21 protein-coding genes and 2 pseudogenes are annotated in these 21,705 nt (G+C 72.4%); 8 read left to right on the top strand and 15 right to left on the bottom strand.

The window, feature by feature from the left end; all coding sequences use genetic code 11:
• Nucleotides 1-2: 2 nt before the first annotated feature.
• A complete protein-coding gene (locus ABD832_RS36525; protein ID WP_344905351.1) occupies nucleotides 3-2,063 on the bottom strand; it encodes an ABC transporter substrate-binding protein in 2,061 nt (686 codons plus the stop codon).
• A 190-nt stretch (nucleotides 2,064-2,253) separates the two neighbouring features.
• Between ABD832_RS36525 and ABD832_RS36530 the strand changes: the two genes are divergently transcribed.
• Nucleotides 2,254-3,015: an SDR family oxidoreductase gene (locus ABD832_RS36530; RefSeq protein ID WP_344905354.1), complete on the top strand. Its 762-nt coding sequence runs from the start codon at nucleotides 2,254-2,256 to the stop codon at nucleotides 3,013-3,015.
• A 106-nt stretch (nucleotides 3,016-3,121) separates the two neighbouring features.
• Nucleotides 3,122-5,650: a M14 family zinc carboxypeptidase gene (locus tag ABD832_RS36535; RefSeq protein WP_344905357.1), complete on the top strand. Its 2,529-nt coding sequence runs from the start codon at nucleotides 3,122-3,124 to the stop codon at nucleotides 5,648-5,650.
• 57 nt (nucleotides 5,651-5,707) lie between these two features.
• Here the strand turns inward: ABD832_RS36535 and ABD832_RS36540 are convergent, their stop codons facing one another.
• Both ABD832_RS36540 and ABD832_RS36545 read right to left on the bottom strand, forming a co-directional pair.
• A complete protein-coding gene (locus tag ABD832_RS36540; RefSeq protein WP_344905360.1) occupies nucleotides 5,708-6,385 on the bottom strand; it encodes an NAD(P)-dependent alcohol dehydrogenase in 678 nt (225 codons plus the stop codon).
• Nucleotides 6,386-6,452: 67 nt separating this feature from the next.
• Nucleotides 6,453-6,686, bottom strand: a pseudogene (locus tag ABD832_RS36545) (NAD(P)-dependent alcohol dehydrogenase); the annotation flags it as partial.
• 211 nt (nucleotides 6,687-6,897) lie between these two features.
• Here ABD832_RS36545 and ABD832_RS36550 point away from each other — a divergent pair.
• Complete coding sequence (locus ABD832_RS36550) at nucleotides 6,898-7,539, top strand: TetR/AcrR family transcriptional regulator (protein ID WP_344905363.1); 642 nt, start codon at nucleotides 6,898-6,900, stop codon at nucleotides 7,537-7,539.
• Nucleotides 7,540-7,555: 16 nt separating this feature from the next.
• Here ABD832_RS36550 and ABD832_RS36555 read toward each other — a convergent pair whose 3' ends face one another.
• Both ABD832_RS36555 and ABD832_RS36560 read right to left on the bottom strand, forming a co-directional pair.
• Entirely contained in the window at nucleotides 7,556-8,392 is an 837-nt protein-coding gene (locus ABD832_RS36555) for an ATP-grasp domain-containing protein (protein WP_344905366.1), read from the bottom strand.
• A gap of 121 nt (nucleotides 8,393-8,513) precedes the next feature.
• Nucleotides 8,514-8,876, bottom strand: coding sequence for a cupin domain-containing protein (locus tag ABD832_RS36560; RefSeq protein ID WP_344905369.1), 363 nt, complete (start codon nucleotides 8,874-8,876; stop codon nucleotides 8,514-8,516).
• 52 nt (nucleotides 8,877-8,928) lie between these two features.
• On the opposite strand from ABD832_RS36560, the gene ABD832_RS36565 reads away from it, so the two are divergent.
• Nucleotides 8,929-9,897 (top strand): helix-turn-helix domain-containing protein, encoded by a 969-nt coding sequence (locus tag ABD832_RS36565; protein ID WP_344905372.1) that lies wholly within the window; start codon nucleotides 8,929-8,931, stop codon nucleotides 9,895-9,897.
• Nucleotides 9,898-10,055: 158 nt separating this feature from the next.
• Here the strand turns inward: ABD832_RS36565 and ABD832_RS36570 are convergent, their stop codons facing one another.
• The gene (locus ABD832_RS36570; RefSeq protein WP_344905375.1) at nucleotides 10,056-10,757 is read right to left on the bottom strand and encodes a pentapeptide repeat-containing protein; all 702 of its coding nucleotides are present in this window, start codon (nucleotides 10,755-10,757) and stop codon (nucleotides 10,056-10,058) included.
• A gap of 46 nt (nucleotides 10,758-10,803) precedes the next feature.
• The gene (locus ABD832_RS36575; RefSeq protein WP_344905378.1) at nucleotides 10,804-12,330 is read right to left on the bottom strand and encodes a glycoside hydrolase family 3 protein; all 1,527 of its coding nucleotides are present in this window, start codon (nucleotides 12,328-12,330) and stop codon (nucleotides 10,804-10,806) included.
• Between the two features lie 387 nt (nucleotides 12,331-12,717).
• Between ABD832_RS36575 and ABD832_RS36580 the strand changes: the two genes are divergently transcribed.
• The 3 genes from ABD832_RS36580 to ABD832_RS36590 all read left to right on the top strand — a co-directional run bounded on the left by ABD832_RS36580 (nucleotide 12,718) and on the right by ABD832_RS36590 (nucleotide 15,244).
• On the top strand, nucleotides 12,718-13,407 hold the full coding sequence (locus ABD832_RS36580; protein WP_344905381.1) for a TetR/AcrR family transcriptional regulator: 690 nt from the start codon (nucleotides 12,718-12,720) through the stop codon (nucleotides 13,405-13,407).
• 83 nt (nucleotides 13,408-13,490) lie between these two features.
• Complete coding sequence (locus ABD832_RS36585) at nucleotides 13,491-14,174, top strand: DNA alkylation repair protein (protein WP_344905384.1); 684 nt, start codon at nucleotides 13,491-13,493, stop codon at nucleotides 14,172-14,174.
• A 98-nt stretch (nucleotides 14,175-14,272) separates the two neighbouring features.
• A complete protein-coding gene (locus ABD832_RS36590; RefSeq protein WP_344905387.1) occupies nucleotides 14,273-15,244 on the top strand; it encodes a zinc-binding dehydrogenase in 972 nt (323 codons plus the stop codon).
• Between the two features lie 44 nt (nucleotides 15,245-15,288).
• Here ABD832_RS36590 and ABD832_RS36595 read toward each other — a convergent pair whose 3' ends face one another.
• From ABD832_RS36595 to ABD832_RS36630, 8 genes and pseudogenes are all read right to left on the bottom strand, one after another.
• Nucleotides 15,289-15,672 carry a VOC family protein gene (locus ABD832_RS36595; protein ID WP_344905390.1) on the bottom strand — a complete coding sequence of 128 codons (384 nt, stop codon included), beginning with the start codon at nucleotides 15,670-15,672 and terminating at the stop codon, nucleotides 15,289-15,291.
• A gap of 91 nt (nucleotides 15,673-15,763) precedes the next feature.
• Entirely contained in the window at nucleotides 15,764-16,675 is a 912-nt protein-coding gene (locus ABD832_RS36600) for a carbohydrate ABC transporter permease (protein ID WP_344905393.1), read from the bottom strand.
• Nucleotides 16,675-17,577, bottom strand: a complete 903-nt coding sequence (locus ABD832_RS36605) for a carbohydrate ABC transporter permease (protein ID WP_344905396.1) — start codon at nucleotides 17,575-17,577, stop codon at nucleotides 16,675-16,677. The genes ABD832_RS36600 and ABD832_RS36605 overlap by 1 nt, the downstream gene beginning before the upstream one ends.
• Nucleotides 17,578-17,724: 147 nt before the next feature.
• Entirely contained in the window at nucleotides 17,725-19,131 is a 1,407-nt protein-coding gene (gene ngcE / locus ABD832_RS36610; RefSeq protein WP_344905399.1) for an N-acetylglucosamine/diacetylchitobiose ABC transporter substrate-binding protein, read from the bottom strand.
• 30 nt (nucleotides 19,132-19,161) lie between these two features.
• On the bottom strand, nucleotides 19,162-19,977 hold the full coding sequence (locus tag ABD832_RS36615) for a sugar isomerase domain-containing protein (protein WP_344905447.1): 816 nt from the start codon (nucleotides 19,975-19,977) through the stop codon (nucleotides 19,162-19,164).
• 42 nt (nucleotides 19,978-20,019) lie between these two features.
• Nucleotides 20,020-20,628: a MurR/RpiR family transcriptional regulator gene (locus ABD832_RS36620; protein WP_344905402.1), complete on the bottom strand. Its 609-nt coding sequence runs from the start codon at nucleotides 20,626-20,628 to the stop codon at nucleotides 20,020-20,022.
• Nucleotides 20,629-20,722: 94 nt separating this feature from the next.
• Nucleotides 20,723-20,896 (bottom strand): annotated as a pseudogene (locus ABD832_RS36625) (RpiR family transcriptional regulator); the annotation flags it as partial.
• 171 nt (nucleotides 20,897-21,067) lie between these two features.
• Nucleotides 21,068-21,256, bottom strand: coding sequence for a hypothetical protein (locus ABD832_RS36630; RefSeq protein WP_344905405.1), 189 nt, complete (start codon nucleotides 21,254-21,256; stop codon nucleotides 21,068-21,070).
• 206 nt (nucleotides 21,257-21,462) lie between these two features.
• Between ABD832_RS36630 and ABD832_RS36635 the strand changes: the two genes are divergently transcribed.
• Nucleotides 21,463-21,627, top strand: coding sequence for a hypothetical protein (locus ABD832_RS36635; RefSeq protein WP_344905408.1), 165 nt, complete (start codon nucleotides 21,463-21,465; stop codon nucleotides 21,625-21,627).
• Nucleotides 21,628-21,705: the final 78 nt, after the last annotated feature.

Here is a 21,705-nt window from a genome sequence, read left to right on the forward strand (position 1 = left end):
CGTCACTCGCGGTCGTCGGCGCGGGCGCGGCGGCGCCTGGCGAGCAGGACTCCCCCGGCGCCGAGGGCCAGCGCGGCGATCGCCGCCACGGCCACGGCGGTACCGGTGCCCGTGCCGCTCCCCGCGGGGGCCGCGGGACGCTCCACCGCCCGCAGGGAGTAGACCGGCCAGTAGCCGCTGGCGCCGTACAGCAGGCCCCTGTCCTTGGGGAGGGGGGTGATGGAGGCGATCCTGTCCCTGCGGTAGCCCTCCAGGTTGTTGGGGTAGTAGAGCGCGATGACCGGGGCCTCGGTGTAGAGGCGCCGCTGCATCCGTTTGATCAGTCTCACGCGTTCGGCCCGGTCGAGCTCGGCCAGCTGTGCCCTGTACAGCCGCTCGAACTCGTCGTCGCAGAAGAACGACTCGGTGCCGCCGCCCTGGCCGCTCGCGGTGGGCCTGCGGCCGCACAGGTGGGTGGCCAGCACCTCCTCCGGATCCGGGTTGACCGACCAGCCGCTGATCGCGATGTCGTACAGTGCCGTGCTCCCGGTCTCCTCGGTGTACCTGTTGGCGTCGATCCTGCGGACGGTCAGCAGGATGCCGATGTCGCGGAGCCAGCCGGTCAGGTACTGGGCGATCTTCTCCTCGACGGGCTCCTCGGTGCGGACGCTGAAGCGCATCTCCAGCCTGCGCCCGCCACCGGGCATGGTCCTGATCCCGTCGGCCCCCCTGGCGTACCCGGCCTCGTCGAGGATGCGCCCGGCCTCGGCCGGGTCGAAGGTGACGGCGTCGTCGCCCTCGGCCCGCCAGAAGAACTCCCGGTACATCGGCGGGACGATCGAGCCGTCGGCCGGTACGGCCAGCCCGTTCTGCACCTGCCGGACGAGGGCCTGCTTGTCGATCGCGTGGTGGACGGCCCGGCGCACCCGGGCGTCCTTGAGGGCGGGGTGGCCGTCGCCGATCGGCTCGCCGCCGGAGGTCTCGGCCCCCGGGTTGAGCTGCAGGTAGGCGGCCCGGCGGCCGGGGGTGTTCCACTGCACGATGTCGGGGTGGCCGGTGAGGGCCTGGAACTGCGGGGGCGCCAGCCTGCCGATCCAGTCGATGTCGCCCTTCTTCAGACCGGCGAGCGCCGCCTCGGGGTTCTCGTAGAAGACGACGTGCAGCTCGTCGATCGCGGGGGCGCCGCGCCAGTACGACGGGTTGGCCCTCAGCTTCACGTACGCGTTCTTCCGGTGCTCGACGGGGATGTAAGGGCCGTTGCCGACGGCCGGGTAGGTCTCGTTCTCGAACGTGCCGACGTCGCCGACACCCTCCCAGACGTGCCTGGGCATGATCGGGATCGGCAGCTCCAGCATGGACGCCTGCGGCTTCCCGGTCCTGATGACCAGGGTCCGGTCGTCGGCCGCGGTGACGGTGTCGAAGTTCTCCACGGCGGGGCCGTTCGCCGTCTTGGCCGCGTCGTCGGTCATGATCTTGTTGAAGGTCCACGCGGCGTCGTGGGCGGTGACGGGCCGCCCGTCCGACCAGGTGGCGCCGGCGCGCATGGTGAACGTCCAGGTCAGCCGGTCCGCCGAGGTCTTCCACGACTCGGCCAGGTCGGGGGCGGGGGCGAGGGTCGCGGGGTCGGGCATGGTGAGCTGGCCGTAGGTCCAGCGGTGGATCGCCGTGGAGATCAGCCTGACCGCCAGGAACGGGTTCATCGAGTCCACGCTCTGGGTGGCGCCCATCCGGACGACCCTCCTGGCCGGCGCGGGTGCCGGGGTCCTCCGGCCGGTCGCCCCGTCCCGTTCGGCCCGCTCGGCTCGATCGGCCCGGTCGGCCAACCCCGCGGTCCGGTCGCCTCCCGCCGCCCCGGCCTTCTTCGCCGTCGTGACGGTCGTCGCCGTCTCCGAGGCCACGGTCCGGCCGGTCACCTCCCGGTCGGCGGCCGGCGCCTCCCGGGGATGCGCGGCCGAGGCGTGGGCGGGGACCGGCGCCTGGATCGGCGGGAGGATCGACACCGCGAGCGCCAGACCCAGTGCCGCCACCCGCGCACCCGTTCCGGCCATGGTGTGCCTCGCCTTCGCGTCGATGATCCCTGACAACGAAGGCACACCATCCGAACAGCTCCTGTCAATGAGCGTTGGAAGATTGTTTCATTCTATTTTTATTCTCCGGCTTTATTTTTCAGGACGTTTCTCCCGTACCGGCACGAAGGTCGGGAAAAGCCGGTCCCGTCAGGAACCGACCGGTCGGTATGGACGGGGTCGCGGGGCGTGCGGCATGCTACCGAACATGACTCTGTTCTCCGTGGAAGGCAAGACCGTCGTCGTCACCGGCGGCTCCCGTGGAATCGGCCGGATGATCGCGGCCGGGTTCGTCGACGCGGGGGCCACGGTGTACATCTCCTCCCGCAAGGCGGCCGAGGTCGAGAAGACCGCCGCCGAACTGGGATGCGTCGCCGTACCGGCCGACCTGTCCACCGAGGACGGGGCGTCCGCGCTGTTCGAGGCGGTCTCCGGGCGCGAGTCCCGCCTGGACGTGCTGGTCAACAATGCCGGGGCGACCTGGGGGGCACCGCTGGAGGAGTACCCCGGGCAGGCGTTCGACAAGCTCTGGGGGATCAACGTCAAGGGCGTGTTCCACCTGACCCAGCGGTTCCTGCCGATGCTGCGCGCCGCGGCGACCCCGCAGGACCCGGCCAGAGTGATCAACATCGGCTCGGTGGACGGCATCCGGGTGCCCTCGATGGAGAACTACGCCTACTCGGCCGCCAAGGCCGCCGTGCACATGCTCACCCGCCACCTGTCCCAGCGGCTCGCCAAGGAGTCGATCACGGTCAACGCGATCGCGCCGGGGCCGTTCGAGTCGAAGATGATGGCGTTCGCCCTCGACGACCCGGCGATGCGCGCGGCCGTGGCGTCCCATGTCCCGCTGGGCCGGATCGGCAGCCCCGAGGACATGGCGGGCACCGCGATCTTCCTGTCCTCACGGGCGGGCGCCTACCTGACCGGGGCCGTGATCCCGGTGGACGGCGGCATCTCCGGCCACGCGTAGCCGCAGGCAGGTCACGCACGGGCCGGCCCTTGCCCGCGTACCACCCGTAACACGAGCGTAAAACTTTTACCTTGCCGTGCCCCTTTTCAGGTGTCAGCTTTACCTCATGCTGAAGCGTTTCACGGTGGTGGCGACGGCCGTCCTGGCCGTCGCCACCACCCTCCCCTCAGGGGCCGCCCACGCGGATCCCACCCCCGCCGCACCCCCCGCGCCCGCCTGCGACGCCACCGGGACTCCCCCCGCCTATCACGGCAGGGTCCCCACCCCCAGGAGCGTGCTCGGCTTCGACCTCGGCGAGCGCGAGGTCACCTCGGCCGAGTCCGACACCCTGCTCGGCGCGATCGACAGGGCCAGTGACCGGGTCGTCTCCGGCACCCTGGCCACCAGCTCCGAGGGGCGCCCCCTGAAGTACGCCGTCGTCGGCACCCCGCACAACATCCGCAACCTGCGCGCGATCGAGACCTCGATAAAGCTGCTGCGCAACCCGCTCACCCCCGCGGGCGCGGCGAGGGTCCTGGCCAGGAACACGCCCGCGATCCTGTGGGTCGCCGGGAACGTGCACGGCGGCGAGGAGAGCGGCACCGACGCCGCCCTGAAGACCCTGCACGACCTGGCCGGACGGGACGACTGCGCGGCCAGGCGCATCCTGGACAACGCCGTCGTGGTGATCCTGCCGACCCAGAACCCCGACGGCCGCGAGGCCGACACCCGGCGGAACGCCTACTCCTTCGACATGAACCGCGACTGGTTCGCGCGGACCCAGCCGGAGACCGACGGCAAGATCGAGCTGATGCGGAAGTACCCCCCGCAGCTCTTCATCGACGCCCACGAGATGGGCGGCACCGAGTACTTCTTCCCGCCGAACGCCGACCCGTTCTACCACGACATCGCCGAGCCGACGATCGACTGGATCAACAACACCTACGGCGCCGCGATGATCGGCGAGTTCACCAGGCGCGGCATCCCGTTCTTCAACCGCGACGTCTACGACATGTTCTACATGGGCTACGGCGACACGGTCCCGACCACCGGCTTCAACGCCGCGGGCATGACGTTCGAGAAGGGCAACGCCTCCCCGATCGCCGCCCGTACCTTCGAGCAGTGGCTCACCCAGTGGGTCTCGCTCTCGGCCGCGGCGGCGAAGAAGACCGAGATCCTCACCACCTGGCACGGCATGTACGCCGAGGCGTTCAAGCAGGGCCTCGAAGGAAGACTGGAGCCGAACCAGGTCTACAACCCGGGCAACGAGGTCATCACCCAGGTGCCCGACCGGAAGGTGCGCCACTACTTCCTGCGCGCGGACGACCCTGCCAAGAAGGCCGAGACCGACCTCGTCGTACGGCGTCTCCAGCGGATGGACGTCCAGGTGTTCAGGCTGGCCAGGCCGCTGACGGTCGGTGACTTCAAGCCCTACGGCAGGGCCGAGGCCAGGACCACGCTGCCCAGGGGCACCTACTGGATCCCGATGGCCCAGGGCCAGAAGCACTGGATCCAGGCCATGCTGAACGAGGACACCTACACGCCGTTCCCCTACTTCTACGACGTGACCGCGTGGAGCCTGCCGCTGCTCGGCAACGTCTCCGGCGGCTCCTCCGGCCGGGCCCTGCTCCCCCTCGCCACGCCGGTGCGGGCGGTGGACGCCCCCTCGGCGCGGGTCACCACCTCCCGCGCGATCGGCGTCCTGCAGCTGTCCGGCGGCACCGCGCAGAACGCCGCCGAGTCCTCCGGCTGGCTCCGCCACCGCCTGGACCGCGACTGGAAGCTGCCCTACCGGGTGCTCACCCCGGCCGACGTGGCCGCGGGCGGCCTGGCCGGGCTGGACGTGCTGCTCGTGCCGGACGGCCCGGCGAACGCCGCGAGCACCACCCTCGGCGAGACCGGCCGCGCCGCGCTGCGCGACTGGGTCGGCGCCGGGGGGCGCTACGTCGGCTGGTCCGGCGGCACCCAGCTCGCCGTACTGGCCGGGATCTCCGGTGTGACGCTGGCCGAGCCGACCTCGGACGTCCCCGGCTCGCTGCTGCGCACCACCGTGGCCCAGGGGCCGCTGAGCCGTGGCGTCGGCCCGGACGTCATGCAGTTCTACGCCTACGACCTGATCATGCGGGCCGCGAACCCGGCACACGTGCTGACCTCCTACCCGGCCGCGGGCTCGCCCGAGTGGTTCCTGTCCGGCTTCGCGCTGGGCGCCGAGGAGCTCGCCGGGACGGCGGCGTCGGTCGCCGAACCGGTCGGCGCCGGTCACGCGGTGCTGTTCGCCGCCGAGCCGAACTTCCGGGCCTTCACCGACGGCACGGCGAAGATCGTCGCCAACGCGATCACCGCCGACCTGCCGTCGGCCTCGGCCCGGTCGTCGCGGGCCCCGGCACCCGACGCCTCCAAGGCGGCGGCGGCCGTCCCGGACCGCGAGTCGCCGATCCGCGTCACCGTCGCGGCGTCCGGCCGTGACCGGGTCGCCTCGGTGCTGAAGGGCTTCGGCGCCGTCTGGACCGAGCAGGCCGCCACCGGCGGCGCGGTCCGGTTCACGGTCGCCAACCCCGGCGGCCTGGACGCGCACGAGCACGCCTGGGCCGGGAAGCTCCCCGGCGCGCTGCGCGCCGCGGGGGTCTCGCCGCTCGCGGTGGTGCTGCCGAACTGACCGGGGGCGGCGCGCGTCCCGTTCCCCCACGGGCCGCGCGCCGCGCCCGGCACGTCCTCACACGATCCGGACGACGTGTTTCCCGCGGACGCCACCGGCCTCCAGCGCGCGGTGCGCCCCGGCGATGCCGGCGAGCGGGTGCACGGTGTCCACCACCGGCCGCAGCGCCCCGCTCTCCACGTATCCCGTCAGGTCGGCGAAGAGCCGGTGGGTGGGGTTGCCACTGAAGAACCGCACCCTGCGGGAACCGAACACGACGGAGGCGATGACGTACGACAGGGACGAGACGATGTTCCGGGTGTCGAAAGTGATCGCCACCATGCGTCCCCCCGGTGCCAGGAGACGCCGGTAGGCACCGAGGTCGGTGCCCGCGCTGTCGAAGATCACGTCGAACGGCCCCAGGTCGGCCGGGCCGGTGGTCGCGTAGTCGAGGGCCTCGTCGGCACCGAGATCCCGTACCAGGTCGAGGTTCCGCGCGCCGGCGAGCCCGGTGACGCGCGCGCCGTAGGCCCGGCCGAGCTGGACGGCGACGCTGCCGATCCCGCCGGCGGCACCGCGCACCAGCAGCCGCTCCCCCTCCCTGAGGCGGGCCCTGTCCCTCAGCGCGGTGATCGCCGTCGTGCCCGCGGGCAGCGCCGCGGCCTGGACCAGATCGAGCCCGGCCGGCGCGTGGGCCAGCTGCCGGGGACGGACGACCACGAACTCGGCGCTGCTCCCGAAGACCCCGCGCGGCAACGCCCCCCCACACCCGGTCGCCCACGGCGAGACCGGACATGGCCGACCCCAGGGCCGCGACCTCACCGGCGAAGTCGATCCCGGTGCGCTTCGGGAAGCCCCGTCCCGGCGGCAGTCCCGTCACGGGCCGTATCTTCCCCGCCCTCCCCATGAGCTCGCCCCCGTTCACGGTGGAGGCGTGGACGCGCACCAGCACCTCCCCCGGCCCGGCGACCGGTGTGGGCACGGTGCCCTCGTACAGCACCTCCGGGGGCCCGTACCTGTCGTACAGGGCCGCGCGCATCTCGCTCGCCGTCGTCATCCGAGTCGCCGTCCGATCCGCCGGTGTCCACCGGCATTCTCCGGACCCGCCGCTCCGCACCCCGCGCGGCCGAACGGATCCACCCTCGTCACCTGGGGAAGAACTCCCGGTGCGGTCAGGCTATGGTCCAAACGGACGGGGTAGCCCACTTAGCGATGATGTGAGACACATGCCTTCTCGTTCCTCTCGGATACCGCGCGCCTCAGGCACCGTGCCCGCCCAGGCGGGTGGCCTGCGGGCGGACGCGCGCCACAACCGCGACCGCATCGTCGCGGCCGCCGGTGAGGCCTTCGCCACGCGCGGGCTCGACGTGCCGATGACCGCGATCGCCCGCCGGGCCGGCGTCGGGACGGCCACGCTCTACCGGCACTTCCCCACCCGGGAGTCGCTGGTCACGGAGGTCTTCGCCGACCGGTTCACCGCGTGCGCGTCGGTCGTCGACGACGCCCTCGCCGACCCCGATCCGTGGCGCGGATTCCGTACGGTCATCGAGAGGGTGTGCGCCATGCAGGCCGTCGACCGGGGGTTCACCGCGGCGTTCCTGCGGGCGTTCCCCGGAGCGGCCGACTTCGGGCGGGAGCGCGCCCGCGCCGAACACGGGTTCGCCGAGCTGACCCGGCGGGCCAAGGAGTCCGGTCACCTGCGCGCCGACTTCGACCACACGGACCTCACGCTGCTGCTCATGGCCAACAACGGGATCACCGCCGACTCCGCCGAGGCGGCGTCGGCGGCGTCCCGGCGGCTGGTGGCCTACCTGCTCCACTCCTTCCGCGCCGACCGCGCCGACCCGGCCGTCCCGTTGCCGCCGCCGTCACCGCTCGGCCTGGAGCACGTGCACGGCCTGGCGGGGTGACGCGGGCCGCGGGCGGTCAGAGCGCCTCGGCCAGAGCGCGGGCCAGGTTGCCGGGGGCGTCGGGCGCGTACCGCAGGAACAGGTAGGGCTCGGTCAGCTCCAGCTCGATCAGGGCCGGGGCGCCGTCGGCCAGGCGGACCAGGTCGACCCGGGCGTACAGCAGGGCCGGGTATCCGGCGAGCACCCGCTCGGCCAGCGCGACCTGGTCCGGCTCGGGGTCGCGGAACCGGCCGTGGTCGTCGGTCCCCTGTCCCGGCTTGCTGGCCTCGCCTCCCAGCATCGGGTTGCGCCGGACGGCGTGGCTGAACCGGCCGCCGAAGTAGAGCAGCGAGGTCTCCCCCTCGGTCTCCACCATGTCCAGGTACGGCTGGATCATCGCGGTCCGCCCCGCGCCGGTCAGCCGGGCGATGTGCGCCTCGGCCTCCGCGCGGTCACCGGTCCTGATGGTGTCGCGGGCCCCCACCGAGATCGACGGCTTGACCACGTACTCGTCGAAGTCCGGGAAGTCCACGGCCTCGCCCGGCACGCCCCAGTAGGTGGGGATGATCGGCGCGTCCAGCTCCCGCAGGTAGGTCTTGTCGGTGTTGCGCTCCAGCACGCCGGCCGGGTTGAGCAACCGGGTGACCGACTCGACGCGCCGGGCCCAGGCGAGGAACTCCGCCCTCCGGTCCACGTAGTCCCAGGGGGTACGGACCACGACGGCGTCGAACGCGGCCCAGTCGACCCCGGGGTCGTCCCATCGCTCCACCCGTCCGGTGATCCCTACCTCGGCCCAGGCGGCGACGGCGATCTCCTGCTCGTCGTCCACCTTCTCGGGGTCGGCCCAGGTCACGTACACCGCGGAAGCTCCCACCGGAACATCTCCCTCTGTCAGCACCAAAGTAATAGGAGACACCTTACTTAGGGCTGTTCCCCGGCGACCGCCCGCCCCCCGGGAGCCGGGACAAAGGGACGGCGCGGTGGTGCCGGGTGGCCTACCCTTGCGGGTAGAAGAGGAAGAGCGTGCACCCCGTCGTCGTCTGCGGGACGTGCGAGGAGCCCGCGGGGGCGTGGATGAAGGAGCCGGCCGGATGGTCCCGGTCGCCGTCGTTGAAGACGCCGGAGACCACGAAGACCTCCTCGGGCCCCGGTTCGTGGACGTCGACCCCCTGCCAGCACGTGTTCGCGTCCATCTCCAGCACGGCGGCCTTCGCGCCGTCGTCGCCCGTCCACAGCGGCCGCGCCCGGATGCCGGGAAAGAGCTCACGAACCGGGGCGTCCTGGAGAGCGGCCCACACATAGCCGGACGTGCCGTGTCCCGCCGTCTTCGGTCCTGTCGTCTTCCGTTCTGTCGTCATGGCACCAGCCTGTCGGCCGTCCGCCGTCCCGCCGAGTGTCAAAAATGACATCATGCGGTACTTTCCCGCCATGCATCGCGTGGCGGCGCTCGTCCGCCCACCACAGTCGACCTTCGAACTCGCCTGTGCGGCCCAGGTCTTCGGGATCGAGCGGGCGGGACTGCCGACGCGGTACGCCTTCGGCGTGTGCGCCGAGCACCCCGGCCCGGTCGCGACGCTCGCCGGGTACGACATGCTCGTGACCGGCGGGCTGGAGGCGCTCGACCGGGCCGACACCGTGATCGTCCCCGGCTGGCTGCCCGCCCGGGAGCCGCCCTCCCCCGTGGTCGTCCGGGCCCTGCACCGCGCGCACTCCCGTGGAGCGCGCCTGGTCAGCATCTGCTCGGGCGCCTTCGCGCTGGCGCACGCCGGCCTGCTGGACGGGCGGGAGGCGACCACCCACTGGGGGCTGGCCGGCGAGCTCGCCGCGCGCTTCCCGCGCGTCCGGGTCGACCCCGACGTGCTGTACGTGGACCACGGTGACGTGGCCACCAGCGCCGGCGCCGGGGCGGGCATCGACCTGTGCATGCACCTGGTCCGAGGCGACCAGGGCGCCCGCTACGCCGCGCACATCGCGCGGACCATGGTCATGCCGCCCCACCGCGAGGGCGGGCAGCTGCAGTACTCGGCACCGCCGCACCCCGCGCAGATCGACGGCACGCTCGCGCCGTTGCTGGAGTGGGTCACCGCCAGGCTCGGCGAGCCGCTGAGCACCGAGAGCATGGCCGCGCAGGCGGGCGTCTCGGCGCGTACCCTCACCCGGCGGTTCGCCGGACAGCTCGGCACCAGCCCGGGACGGTGGCTGCTCGCCCAGCGGATCGCCACGGCCCGGGACCTGCTGGAGTCCTCGGACCTCCCCCTGGACGCCGTCGCCCGCCGCGTCGGCCTGTCCTCGGCCACCAACCTCCGCAGGCGCTTCCTCACCGCCCTGGGCACGACGCCCGGCGCCTACCGCAGGTCGTTCCGGGCCCGGCCGCGCTGACGGCCCGCGTACGCGAAGGCCGGGCACGCGGGGCGACCCGTCGTCGCGTACGGACCCCGCCTCCGGCTCCGCCGCGGATCTCCTCGCCGACCTCCAGGGCCGGGCGCCCGAGCGCCCGTCATCCTCGCGGCCGGTGCGGGGGGCGAGCCCCCGGCCCGTCAGTTCACGGTCAGGCCGCGCAGGGCGAGGATGGCGGCGGCCTGGACGGGGCTGACGACCGCTCCGCGCAGCGACCGGAGCCGGGTGTCGTCGACCTCGCCCAGGTCGGCGCCGCGCAGGTCGGCACCGGCGAAGACCGTCTCGACGGTACGGGCGCCGATCAGGCGGCAGTCCTCGAATGTGGCCTTGGTGAAGTCGCAGCCCGACAGGTTGGCGTCGTCCAGGCGGACGCCCCGCAGGTGCAGGCCCCGGAACGAGCAGCCCACCAGCTCGGCCAGCGTCAGGTTGCAGCCGTCGAACCGGTAACCGGTGCCCCGGCAGGTGGAGAGCACGGCACCGATCATGCGGCAGCCGGTGAAGGAGGCGTCGGTGAGCAGGGCCGACTCGAAGACCGCGCCCGACAGGTCGACGTCGCCGAAGACCGCGTCGACGAGGTCGGCACCGCCGAACCGCAGGCCGGCTCCCCCGCCACCGGAGAAACGGGCCCCGTCCAGATCGGCCCGGCGGAAGTCGGCGCCCTCCAGCACGCACCCCTCGAAGGCGGCCTCCACCAGCGACGCCCCGGCGAGGTCGGCACCGGTGAGGTCGCACTCCGTGAAGACGTAGGGACCGTCCTCGGCCAGGTGCCCGCCGAGTGAGAGCCCCGCCAGATCGGCCCCTTCGATCTCTCGCTGGTCCGCCAGCAACCTCGCCGCATCCATGCGGCGATTCAAGCAGCCCGCCCCGACAGAATCACCGGCCCCGAGGTCAGACGGCGACCGGCTCCCCGGCCAGGAGCTCGGCGGCGGCCTGGCCGCAGACGCGGGCGGCTCCGTGGGTGGCGATGTGGACCGCGCCGAGGTCGGAGCGGCCGGGCAGGCCCATCTCCACCACGACGGCGTCGGCGCGGGCGGCCAGGAGGTGGCGGAGCGCGTCGGTCTGCCAGGCGTGGCGGTGGGCGTCACGGACCACGACGACCAGCGGACGCCCGGTCGCGGCGACGAGCGCGGCCTCGATCGCCCCGCCGGTGGCGGTGGCGGCCTCCAGCCGGGTGACCGTGGTCCCGGCCAGCAGCTTGCCGAGCGGCTCGCCGACCCCCCAGGGGGTGTCCTTCTCGATGGCGAGGTTCATCTCGGGGGCCAGCTCGACGACGTGCGGCGGGGAGGCGAGCGGGAGCGCCGCGGCCGCGGAACGGCGGGTCACCCGCAGGGCCCGTCGTGCGGCGGCCAGGCCGATCGGCGGTCCGGAAGCGGTGCGCGCGCCCTCCGCGGGGTTCGCGGAGATCCGGCGCGCCGCGGAGGTGGTCCAGAGGGCGAGCTCGCAGACCCTGCGGGCCGCGTCGGCCAGCCGCTCCTCGTCGAGCCGGCCCTCGATCACGGCGTCCACGATGGCGTCGCGGACCGCGATCGCGGTCTCCTCGTCGGCGTGCTCGCCGCCCACGCAGATCGCGTCGGCGCCCGCGGCGACGGCGAGGACCGAGGCGCCACCGATCCCGTACGAGCGGGAGACCGCGGCCATCTCGATGCCGTCGGTGACGACGACGCCGTCGAAGCCCAGCTCGTCCCTGAGCAGGCCGTGCAGGATCGGCCGGCTGAGCGTGGCGGGCATCGCGGGGTCCAGGGCGCCGACCAGGAGGTGGCCGGTCATGATCGTGCGTACCCCCTGGGCGACGGCCGCCCGGAAGGGGCGCAGCGCCACGTCGCGCAGCTCCTCGGCGGTGGCGGTGACGAGCGGCACGCCGTGGTGGGAGTCGACCGAGGTGTCGCCGTGGCCGGGGAAGTGCTTGGCGCACGCGGCCACCCCCGCCGACTGCATGCCCCGGATCCAGGCGGCGGTGTGCCGGGCCACCAGGTCGGGGTCGGCGCCGAAGGAACGCAGCCCGATGACCGGGTTGTCGGGGTTGGAGTTCACGTCCGCCGAGGGGGCGAAGTTGAGGTTGACCCCCGCCGCGGCCAGGTCGCGGCCCAGGTCGGCGGCGATCTCCTCGGTGAGGGCGGGGTCGTCGGCCACGCCGAGGGCGAAGTTGCCCGGCCGGGTGCTGCCGTCCACGGCCTCCAGGCGGGTGACCTCGCCGGACTCCTCGTCGATGCCGACGAGGAGCTGGGGGTTCTCCTCGCGGAGCGCGGCGGTGAGATCGGCGACCTGCGCGGGGGTGGCGATGTTCCGGGAGAAGAGCACCACGCCGGTCAGCCCCTCACCGAGCCGGCGACGGAGCCAGTCGGGCGGCGTCCTGCCCTCGAAGCCGGGAAAGACGACCGTCTCCGCCAGACGGAGCAGCTCTGGGCCGCGCTTCATTCACCCTCCTCGCCTGACGACCGGCCGGTGTTCCCTGCCGAGGACGCGTCAGACACCACGTTGCCCGACCCGCCGGGAAAGCGCTCCCACGGCGGCTTGGGCGCAAATCTAATAGGAAAGTTTCCTAATTGCTAGGGGGTTGACCATGGGTCTTCGATGTGGGAACGGCACCGGACGCCCAGGGTCGTGAACCTGGGCTCGCCCGCGTCGCCGTCCGGGCCGCCTCACCGTGAATCCACGGGCGAGCGGGGAACCACGGCCGTCGCCCTGCCCCTGCGTCGTTCGCCCGGCAGCCGTTGCAGCAAACGCTTGGCCGCACAAGGGAACCGGGATGAGCTGGCGCGTTCAGGTGAACAAGCGATTGCGCAAGGGCTCATAATGGGGGGCGTGAACACGCGAAAGAACGCCGGCGGCGCGACCACGACCCCGGTCAAGCGCCCGGGCGCGACCAAGCGGACGGCCGCATCCGGCCCCGCGTCCGAGCGGCGCGACCACCTCGTCAAGCTCGCCGCCGAGCTCTTCGCCCGCAAGGGCTTCCAGGCGACCAGCGTCCGGGAGATCGCCAAGGAGGCCGGCATCCTGTCCGGCAGCCTCTACCACCACTTCGACTCCAAGGAGACGATCGTCGACGAGGTGCTGACCACCTTCCTCGACGACCTGGTGGGCCGCTACCGTGCCGCCCTGGAGGCCGGCGGAGATTCCCGCACGATCCTCTCAGAGATGGTGCGCATCGGATTCAGCACCCTGGAGCCGCACCGCGCCGCGATCACCGTCATGCAGAACGACTGGAACTACCTGCGCTCCCTGCCCGGCGACCGCTTCGACTACCTGGTCAGGGCCGAGGACGAGGTCGAGCGGATGTGGGTGGAGCAGATCAAGCTCGGCCAGGCCTCCGGGCTGTTCCGCGCCGACGTCGACCCCAAGCTCACCTACCGTATGATCCGCGACACCATCTGGGTCGCGGTGCGCTGGTTCCGTCCCGGAGGCCGCCTCAACACCACGAGCCTGGCCGAGCACTACATCACCGTCCTGTTCGACGGCCTGGGGACCGGCGAGCGGAGCAGCCAGAAGGTGTGACCGCGTCGGCGAACCCGGCGCGGCGACCCGTACGGCCTGTGAGAATCAAGCGTCCGCGAAGTGAACGGAAGTGGTGTGCGAGCGTGGAGATTCTGCAGAAAGCCGTGCGCATGGCGCTCACCGACGTGGCCGACCCCGCCAAGGCCCCGATCATGCAGGCCTACATGAAGTCGGCGATGCCCTTCCTCGGTGTGCAGGCCGCTCCCCGCCGCGCCGCGCTGCGGCGGGTCTTCGCCGAGTATCCGGTCGAGGTGTCGTACGCCTGGCAGGAGGCGACGCTGGCGCTGTGGCGGGGGGCCGAGTACCGCGAGGAGCGCTACGCGGCGATCGAGCTGACCGGCTTCCGCCTCTACCGGGCCTTCCAGACCACGGACACGCTGCCGATGTACGAGGAGATGATCGTCAGCGGGGCGTGGTGGGACTACGTCGACGACCTCGCCGTCCACCGGATCGGCGGGCTGCTCGCCGCCTACCCCGACGTCATGCGCCCGCTGATGCTCCGCTGGGCCCGCGGCACCGACCTGTGGAAGCGCCGCACCGCGATCCTCTGCCAGAACCGCTTCAAGGCCGCCACCGACACCGGCCTGCTGTACGCCTGCATCGAGCCGAGCCTGTCGGACAACGACTTCTTCGCGCGCAAGGCGATCGGCTGGGCCCTGCGCGAGTACGCCAAGACCAACCCCGGCGAGGTCGTCCGGTACGTCGACCACACCGGTATCAGCGGGCTGAGCCGCCGCGAGGCCCTCAAGAACCTCCAGGCCCGCTGAGCGCCGACTCCCCGGGGACAGGCCGCCTGATTTGACCTCGACTTAACTTGAGGGTTCAGGCTGTGCGCACGAGATCGACCACGAGGGAAAGGCTGGTCATGATGCGCGCGATTCAGGTACGGGAGTTCGGCGGTCCCGAGGTACTGGTGCCCGAGGAGGTCCCCGAGCCGGTCGCCGGCCCGGGACAGGTCGTGGTGGCGCTGGAGGTCGCCGACGTCATCTACCTCGACACGCTGCTGCGCGGAGGCTGGGGACAGGACTTCTTCCCCCGGACGCTCCCGTACGTTCCCGGTCACGGTGGTGCCGGACGGGTGCTCTCCGTCGGCGAGGGCGTGGATCCCGGCTGGGCCGGGCGGCGCGTGGTCGCCAGTGCCTCCACCGGTTACGCCGAGCGGATCGTCGCCGATGTCGAGGAGGTCATGGAGGTGCCCGGCGCCCTGGGGTCCGCCGAGGCGGCGGCCGTGCTGCACGACGGCGTCACCGCGCTGAACCTCGCCCGCAGGGCGGAGATCGGGAAGGACGAGTGGGTGCTGGTGGCCTCCGCCGCGGGCGGTGCCGGGTCGCTGCTGGTGCAGCTGGCGCGCGACGCCGGCGCCCGGGTCGTCGCGGCGGCCCGGGGCGAGCGCAAGCTGGCGCTGGCCCGCGAGCTGGGGGCGGAGGCCGCCGTCGACTACTCGCTCGCGGGCTGGGGGGACCGGGTGCGCGAGGTGACCGGCGGTGCCGGGGTCGACCTCGCCTTCGACGGTGCGGGCGGTGAGCTCGGCAGGGCGACGTTCGAGACGGTGGCCGACGGCGGCCGGTTCCTCACCTACGGCACCGCCGAGGGCGGGTTGCTCGAGATCGACCCGTGGCTGGCCGAGGAGCGACGGGTCCGGGCGACCAACATCCTGATGGCCGGGCCGCCCGACCCGCTCCTGGTGCGGGAACTGCTCGCGGAGGCGCTCACGCTGGCCGCCGAGGGAAGGATCCGGCCGCACATCGGCGCGACCTTCCCGCTGGAGCGGGCGAGGGACGCGCACGTCTCCCTCGCCGAACGTCGCACGGTCGGCAAGTCGCTGCTGCTCGTCTGAGAACCCGGGCACGCGGGGTCGCGAGGGTCACGGGGTCACGGGGGTCACGGGGTTATCGTGCGGGCGTGCGCGGCGAAGAAGCCGGGGTCGCTGTGCACGGGTACGACGCACAGGAGGTGCCCGCCGGGCGCCCGCAGGATGCGGCACTCCAGCCAGCGGTCGACCTCGGTCGCCCCGAGGGCCAGCAGGCGTTCGGTCTCGGCGTCCACGTCGTCGGTCTCGATGTCGAGGTGGTAGCGGGCCGTGTCGTCGACCGCCTGCACCGCCACGGTCAGGCCGGGGACCGCCTCCGGCAGGTCGGTGAACTGCGGCTCGTCCGGCACCGGCCGGGGCGTGCTCCCGAGCACGGCGGCCCAGAACCCGGCGGCCCGGGACGCCTCCTGTCGGGGGGCGTCGATGATGACGGCGTACAGGCGGGTGCGGTGCATGCGCCACACGATAGCGACGGCCCGGACCGGCCCGCGACGGCCCGCGACGCAGGTACGCGGGCCGTCGTCCCGGCCCCCTGGCCGGGACGCGTCACTTGAGCGCGCCCGCGGTGAGGCCCTTCTGGATCTGGCTCTGGAAGAGGGTGTACACGATCAGCATCGGCAGGATGGCCATGCTCAGCGCGGCGAACAGGGCCGCCCAGTCGGCGTCGTAGCCGGCGGCCGTGGAGATGTCGGCGATGCCCTGGGTGAGCACCCATTTCTCCCGGTCGGAGGTGAGCAGCACCAGGGGGAGCTGGTACTGGTTCCACTGGCCGAGCACGTTGAAGATGGTCACGCTGACGATGCCCGGCTTGGCCATCGGCAGCATGACCTGGAAGAACACCCGGGCGTGCGAGGCCCCGTCCACGAAGGCCGCCTCGGCCACCGCGCCGGGCAGCGTCCTGAAGAACGCGGCCAGGAAGAACACCGTGAAGGGCAGCGAGTAGGCGATGTAGACCAGCACCAGCCCGCCGTGCGTGTTCAGCCCGATGTACGGGCCGATGACCGGGACCGCCCCCATGTTCTGCACCACGAAGAACAGCGGGGTCAGCGCCAGGTAGACCGGGAAGGCCAGCCCGGAGACGAACAGCAGGTAGACGGCCCGGTTGCCGCGGAAGCGGTAGCGGGCCAGCACGTACGCGGCCATGGAACCGAGCAGCATCGTGCCGAGCGTGCCGAAGGCCACCACCACGACGCTGTTGATCATGTACTGGCCGATGTGCGCCTGTTCCCAGGCGCGGGCCCAGTTGTCCAGGCGGAGCGTGGCCGGCAGCGACCAGGCGTCCCCGAAGATCTCGTCCTCGCTCTTCACCGACGCCAGGAACGTCCACACGATGGGCACCACGACCAGGACGGTCCACGCCAGGAGCGCGACGTGCGTCAGCGCCGACAGCGGGCCCAGGCGCCTGCGGCGTTCCTCGCGGGCGTACGCCCGGCTGCGGGGGATCACGGCGTCCGCCATCAGAACTCGATCCGCTCACGTCGCGACAGGCGCAGGGCCAGGATCGCGAACCCGATGGTGAAGAAGAACAGCACCACGCCCATCGCCGAGGCGTAGCCGAACTTGAAGTACTGGAAGGCGGTGCGGTAGATCTCGGCGGCCATCACGGTGGTGGAGTGGTCGGGCCCGCCGTGCTCGGCCGTCATCACCCACACGACGGCGAAGACGTCGAGGGCGGCGATGCCGAGGTAGACCCAGCCGACCTGGACGGTGTCCCACAGCAGCGGCAGCGTGACCCGCAGGAACAGCGGCGCTCCCTGGGCGCCGTCGATCGCCGCCGCCTCGAACAGCTCGCGCGGGATGGAGGCGATGCCCGCGGAGAACAGCACGACGTAGAAGCCGACCGCCTGCCAGACCAGCACGGCGAGGATCGACCAGAACGCCACGTCGGTGCTGGACAGGAAGCCGATCGGTTCGAGTCCGAGTGCGATGAGCGGCGCGTTGAGCATGCCGCTGCGGTCGGGCCGGAAGACCTGCTGGAACAGCACGGCGACCACGGCGACGGCCAGCACCTGGGGGAAGAAGAACACCACCCGGTAGAACCTCGACCCCCGCACGCCCGCGGTGCCGCCCCGACCGCCCGCGTTCAGCAGGAACGCGAAGAACAGGGCGATCCCGAGCGTGAGGACCGGCAGCAGGACCAGCAGGAGCAGGTTGTGGCCGACCGCCGTCCAGAACACGTCGTCGTCCAGCAGCCGCCGGAAGTTCTCCGCTCCCACGAACCGCGGGGTCGCGTTCACCCCGCGCCAGTCGGTGAACGCGATGGAGAAGGCCTGCGCGTAGGGCGCGATCACGTAGATCAGGTAGAGCGCCACCGGGGCCGCGAGGAAACCGGCGACGAACCGTGTCCTGCCGTGGTTCATGACCGGCCCCGCCGTCCCCCGGCCGCCGCGCCGCCCCGCGCGGCCGTCACCGCCGCCGTCGCCGTCACCGTCGTCGTCGCCGTCGCCGTCGTGCCGTGGTTCACGACCGGCCCCGTACGGGGCCGGTGTGCCACCGGGTGCCCGCCGTCACCGGCGGAACTTCTTCACCGAGGAGTCCGCCTTGACCGCGTCCGCCTTCCGCTGCGCGCGGTCCGCCCACTCGGTGACGGACAGCTTGCCGGACATGAGCTGCCCGGAGGCCGCGGCCACCTCGTCGTGCAGCTCGGCGTACCACTTGCGGAACAGGAACCAGACGGCGTTGTCGCCCGCGGCGGCCAGCGCGGTCGAGGCGCTCTTCAGGCCCGGCTTGAGCGTGCGGCCCTGGTCGGCCCCCTTGACGACGGTGAGCGTGGAGACCATCTCCATGAACCCGCCCGCCCCCTCCTTGGAGAGCATGGCGCGCATGTACTCCAGGCCCGCGCGGGGGTTGGCCGACCTGGCCGGGACGATGTACTCCTCGCCCGGCTGGGCGTGCAGGGTGCCGTACGGCAGGGCGTCGGAGGAGCCGAAGTCGGGCAGCGGGAACATGGCGTAGTCGAAGCCGCCGGGGGTGGAGTCCTTCTGCTCGTTCTCCAGCCAGGAGCCGCAGGGCAGCATCGCGACCTGGCCCCTGTTCTGGGCGGTCTGGGTCTGCACGTGGTCGAGCCCGGCGGTGCCCTGGAGCAGGTACTTCGACCCGAGCTCGGCGAACGCCCCGGCGGCCTGCCTGACCGGCTCGGCCTTCCAGGCGCCCTCCTGGAGGTTGTCGATGTTCTTGAGCACGTCCTTGCCGCCGATCTTCGCGGCGAGCGTGAGGATGGCCTCGTAGATGTAGAACGGGTGCTTGCCCGCGTAGGTGAAGGGGGCCGTCCTGCCCGCCTTCCTGATGGTCTCGCACAGGGCCAGGAAGTCGTCCCAGGTCCTGGGGACCTGCCAGCCCTCGGCCTCGAAGAGCGTGCGCGAGTACCAGATGCCCCAGACGGTGTTGGCGTAGTTGAGGACGTACGGCCTGCCGTCGTAGCTGCCCAGCTCGATGGCGGCGGGGTCGATGGTGTCGCGCACCTTCACCGCGGGGTCGTCCCAGCTCGGCGCGTCGTACAGCGGCGTGAGGTCGGCGAGCTGGCCGTCCTGGACCAGGGCGCCGAAGTCCATGGCGCCCGCGCCGGAGTTGTTGACGACCTCCGGCGGGTTCCCCCCGGCGAAGCGCGGCTGGAGGGTCTTGGCGACCTCCTTGGTCGCGTTGTGCTTGATCTCCAGGTCGGGGTGTTTCGCCGTGAGGATCCGCTCGTGGACGTCGCGGGCGTAGGCGTCGCCGAACCCGCCGTCGAAGATCCAGATCTCCAGGGGCCTGTTCCCGGCGAAGCCGAGGGGGTTGGCCGCGCTGGTGGCCCCGGCGGCGGGGGTAGAGGACGCGGCGCCGTTCCCGGCCGGGGTGGCGCACGCGGACAGGGCCGGCAGGGCGAGACCGGCCAGGGCCGCGCCGCGCAGGAGCTCACGCCTGGACAACTGGGTCATCAGTTACCTCCTGGGAGTGGAAGGCGATGGTCAGGCACCTCGCCGGATCCGTCCGGCGTAGCGGTTCTCGAGGAGGCGGTTGTGCTCGTCGCCTCCGGTCACGTTGGCGGAGCGGTAGATCGGCGGGGTCCGGCCCGCCCGGGTCAGGCCCCGTACCACCTCGGCCACGACCATCTGGGCCAGCAGTGCCGAGGTGATCGTGGAGACCGCCCCGAACGTGCCGCCGCCCGGCAACGGCAGGACCGCGTCGCCGTACGGGGCGCGGTTGTCGAGCACGACGTCGGCGAGGTCGAGCAGTTTGCGGCCCGAGGGGTGGCGGGAGGTCATCGCGGTGCTGTGCCGCACCGAGGTCAGGGCGATCAGGCCGTGCCCCCGCTCCTTGACGATCGAGGCGAGCTCGACCACCGAGCCGTTCACCCCCGAGCTGGAGATCAGCACGAACACGTCCCGGGGGTGGACGGGCGCCAGGTCGTAGATCCTCCGGGCGACCGACGGGTCGCGCTCCAGCTCACCGGCCGGCCCGAGCAGGGTGGCGACCGGGGCCTCGCCGTACAGCACGACGTCGCGCAGGGCCAGGCGGTTGCTGGGCACCAGTCCGCCCGCGCGGCCGGCGATCTCCATGGCGATCGCCTCGGAGTGTCCCGAGCCGAACGCCTGGATCACGCCGTCGTCGAGCAGGCAGGCGACCATGAGCTCGGCCGCCCGTCCCACCGCGTCCGTCTGGGTCCGGGAGACCTCGTCGACGAGGGCCTTCACCCGGTCGACGTAGTCGGCGGCCCCGACGTCCCCCCGTGCCGTCGCGCACCCTGCCGTCGTGTCCCGTGCCGTCGCCCACGGCGCCGTCAGCCGTGCCGTCCGCCGTGCCGTCGCCCGCTGTGCCGTCCACGCTCAGTTCCTCTCGACGCGATGGCTCTCCAGAGCCCGGATCGTCCGCTCGAACGCCTCGTTGGTCTGCTCGTAGGTGCGCTGCGCGACCGCGACGTAGACCGCGTCGAGGACGAACAGCTGGGAGTGGACGGCGGCCAGGCCGCCCAGCCGGAAGGTGGTCTCGCGGCTGGCCGTGGTCAGCACCAGGTCGGCCAGCTCCGCCAGCGGGGAGCGGGCGAAGGAGGTGACCGCCACGGTCAGCGCTCCCCTGTCGCCCGCCTCGGCGAGGGACTCCAGCACCTCGCGCGTACGGCCCTGGTGGGAGATGCCGATCGCGACGTCGCCCTCGCCCAGCAGCGCGGCGTCGGCGAGCGCCTCGTGCGCGTCGGCGTGGCTCCAGCAGGGGATCCGGATCCGGCGCAGCCGCCCGCCCGCCATCCCGGCCACCGCGCCGCTGGTGGAGACGCCGAAGATGAGGACGCGGCGGGCCGCGACGACGGCCTCGGCGACCGTGGTGACGGTGCCCGCGTCGAGCTGCGCCGCGGTCTCCTGGATGAGCCGGGAGTCGGCGGCGGCCATCACCCCGATCGCCGCGTCGAGCGGGTCGGTGGGGCCGATCTCGTGGCCCACCCCCCATGTCCCAGTTGGCCTGCGCGGCCCGGCCGTCCTCGGTGGCCAGCGCGACCCGCAGCCCCGCGTACCCGGCGAAGCCGAACACCCGGCAGAAGCGGGTGACGGTGGCGGGCGAGCTGCCGCTCCGCTCGGCCAGCGTGATGATCGTGGAGCGGGCCGCCGCGGCCGGATCGGCCAGGATCGCCTCCCCCACCCGGCGCAACGCCTCGGGCAGCGCCGGGGTCTCGGTCCGGATGCGTCCGAGCGCACCTGCGGCCACAGGCATTCCTTTCACCACTGGTCAATTGGATGAAAATTATTCTCACATCGAGACCGCGTCAAGGCCGTCCGGGACACGAAAAGGGCCCGGCTCCCTTCCCTATCGCGGCCTCCGGCGGACGATCCGGGCTTCCGGAGAGAGGATCGACAACCTTTGCGGGGTCCTGGGCGTCGTTTTTTAACAGAGGTTCCAGACAAGGAGCCGCCTGACGGAGGCGAACCCACGATGACTCGACGTCCGGCCGACGCGCCGCACCAGGTTCCCGGCACGCACGTCCACGACGAGCTGGCCGCCCGCCGCGCCCGGCGCGCCGGGGAGCAGAGGCTGCGCGACGAACCGCACCTGCGGCTGCTGGAGCGTGAGCACGGTGTCCGCCTGACCGTCGAGGAGCTGCAGGCCGCCGACCGGCGGATGCGGCAGGTGCCGTCACCGCGCCGTAGGGGAGTCCGCGCCCCCCGGAGCCCAGGTCACGGGATTCCCGGTCGAGGGAGTCCAGGTCGCGGGAGTCCGAGCCGCGCCGGGAGGTCTCGCCGATCGCACGGCTCTCCCCGGCCGAGGAGCCCTCTGCTCCCGTGGAGCCCGCCAGGACCGAGCTGGACGAGGAGACGCTCTCCCTGCAGCTGCTCGTCTGGCGCCGCCTGGGCCCGAGGGGGTTCGCGGGCTTCATGCGGGACCTGGAGGAGATGGAGGCCGAGCTGTCCAAGGCCCGTGACGACGGCTGGGGCGAGCCCGGCTGAGCACCCCTTCCTCAGGCAAGCGACTGCTCGGTAAGCCGGGGGACGTCACTCCATTGGCTACCTGTACTATCCAACAAT

It is taken from the genome of Streptosporangium longisporum (genome assembly GCF_039534895.1).
GTDB classification, from domain to species: Bacteria; Actinomycetota; Actinomycetes; order Streptosporangiales; family Streptosporangiaceae; genus Streptosporangium; species Streptosporangium longisporum.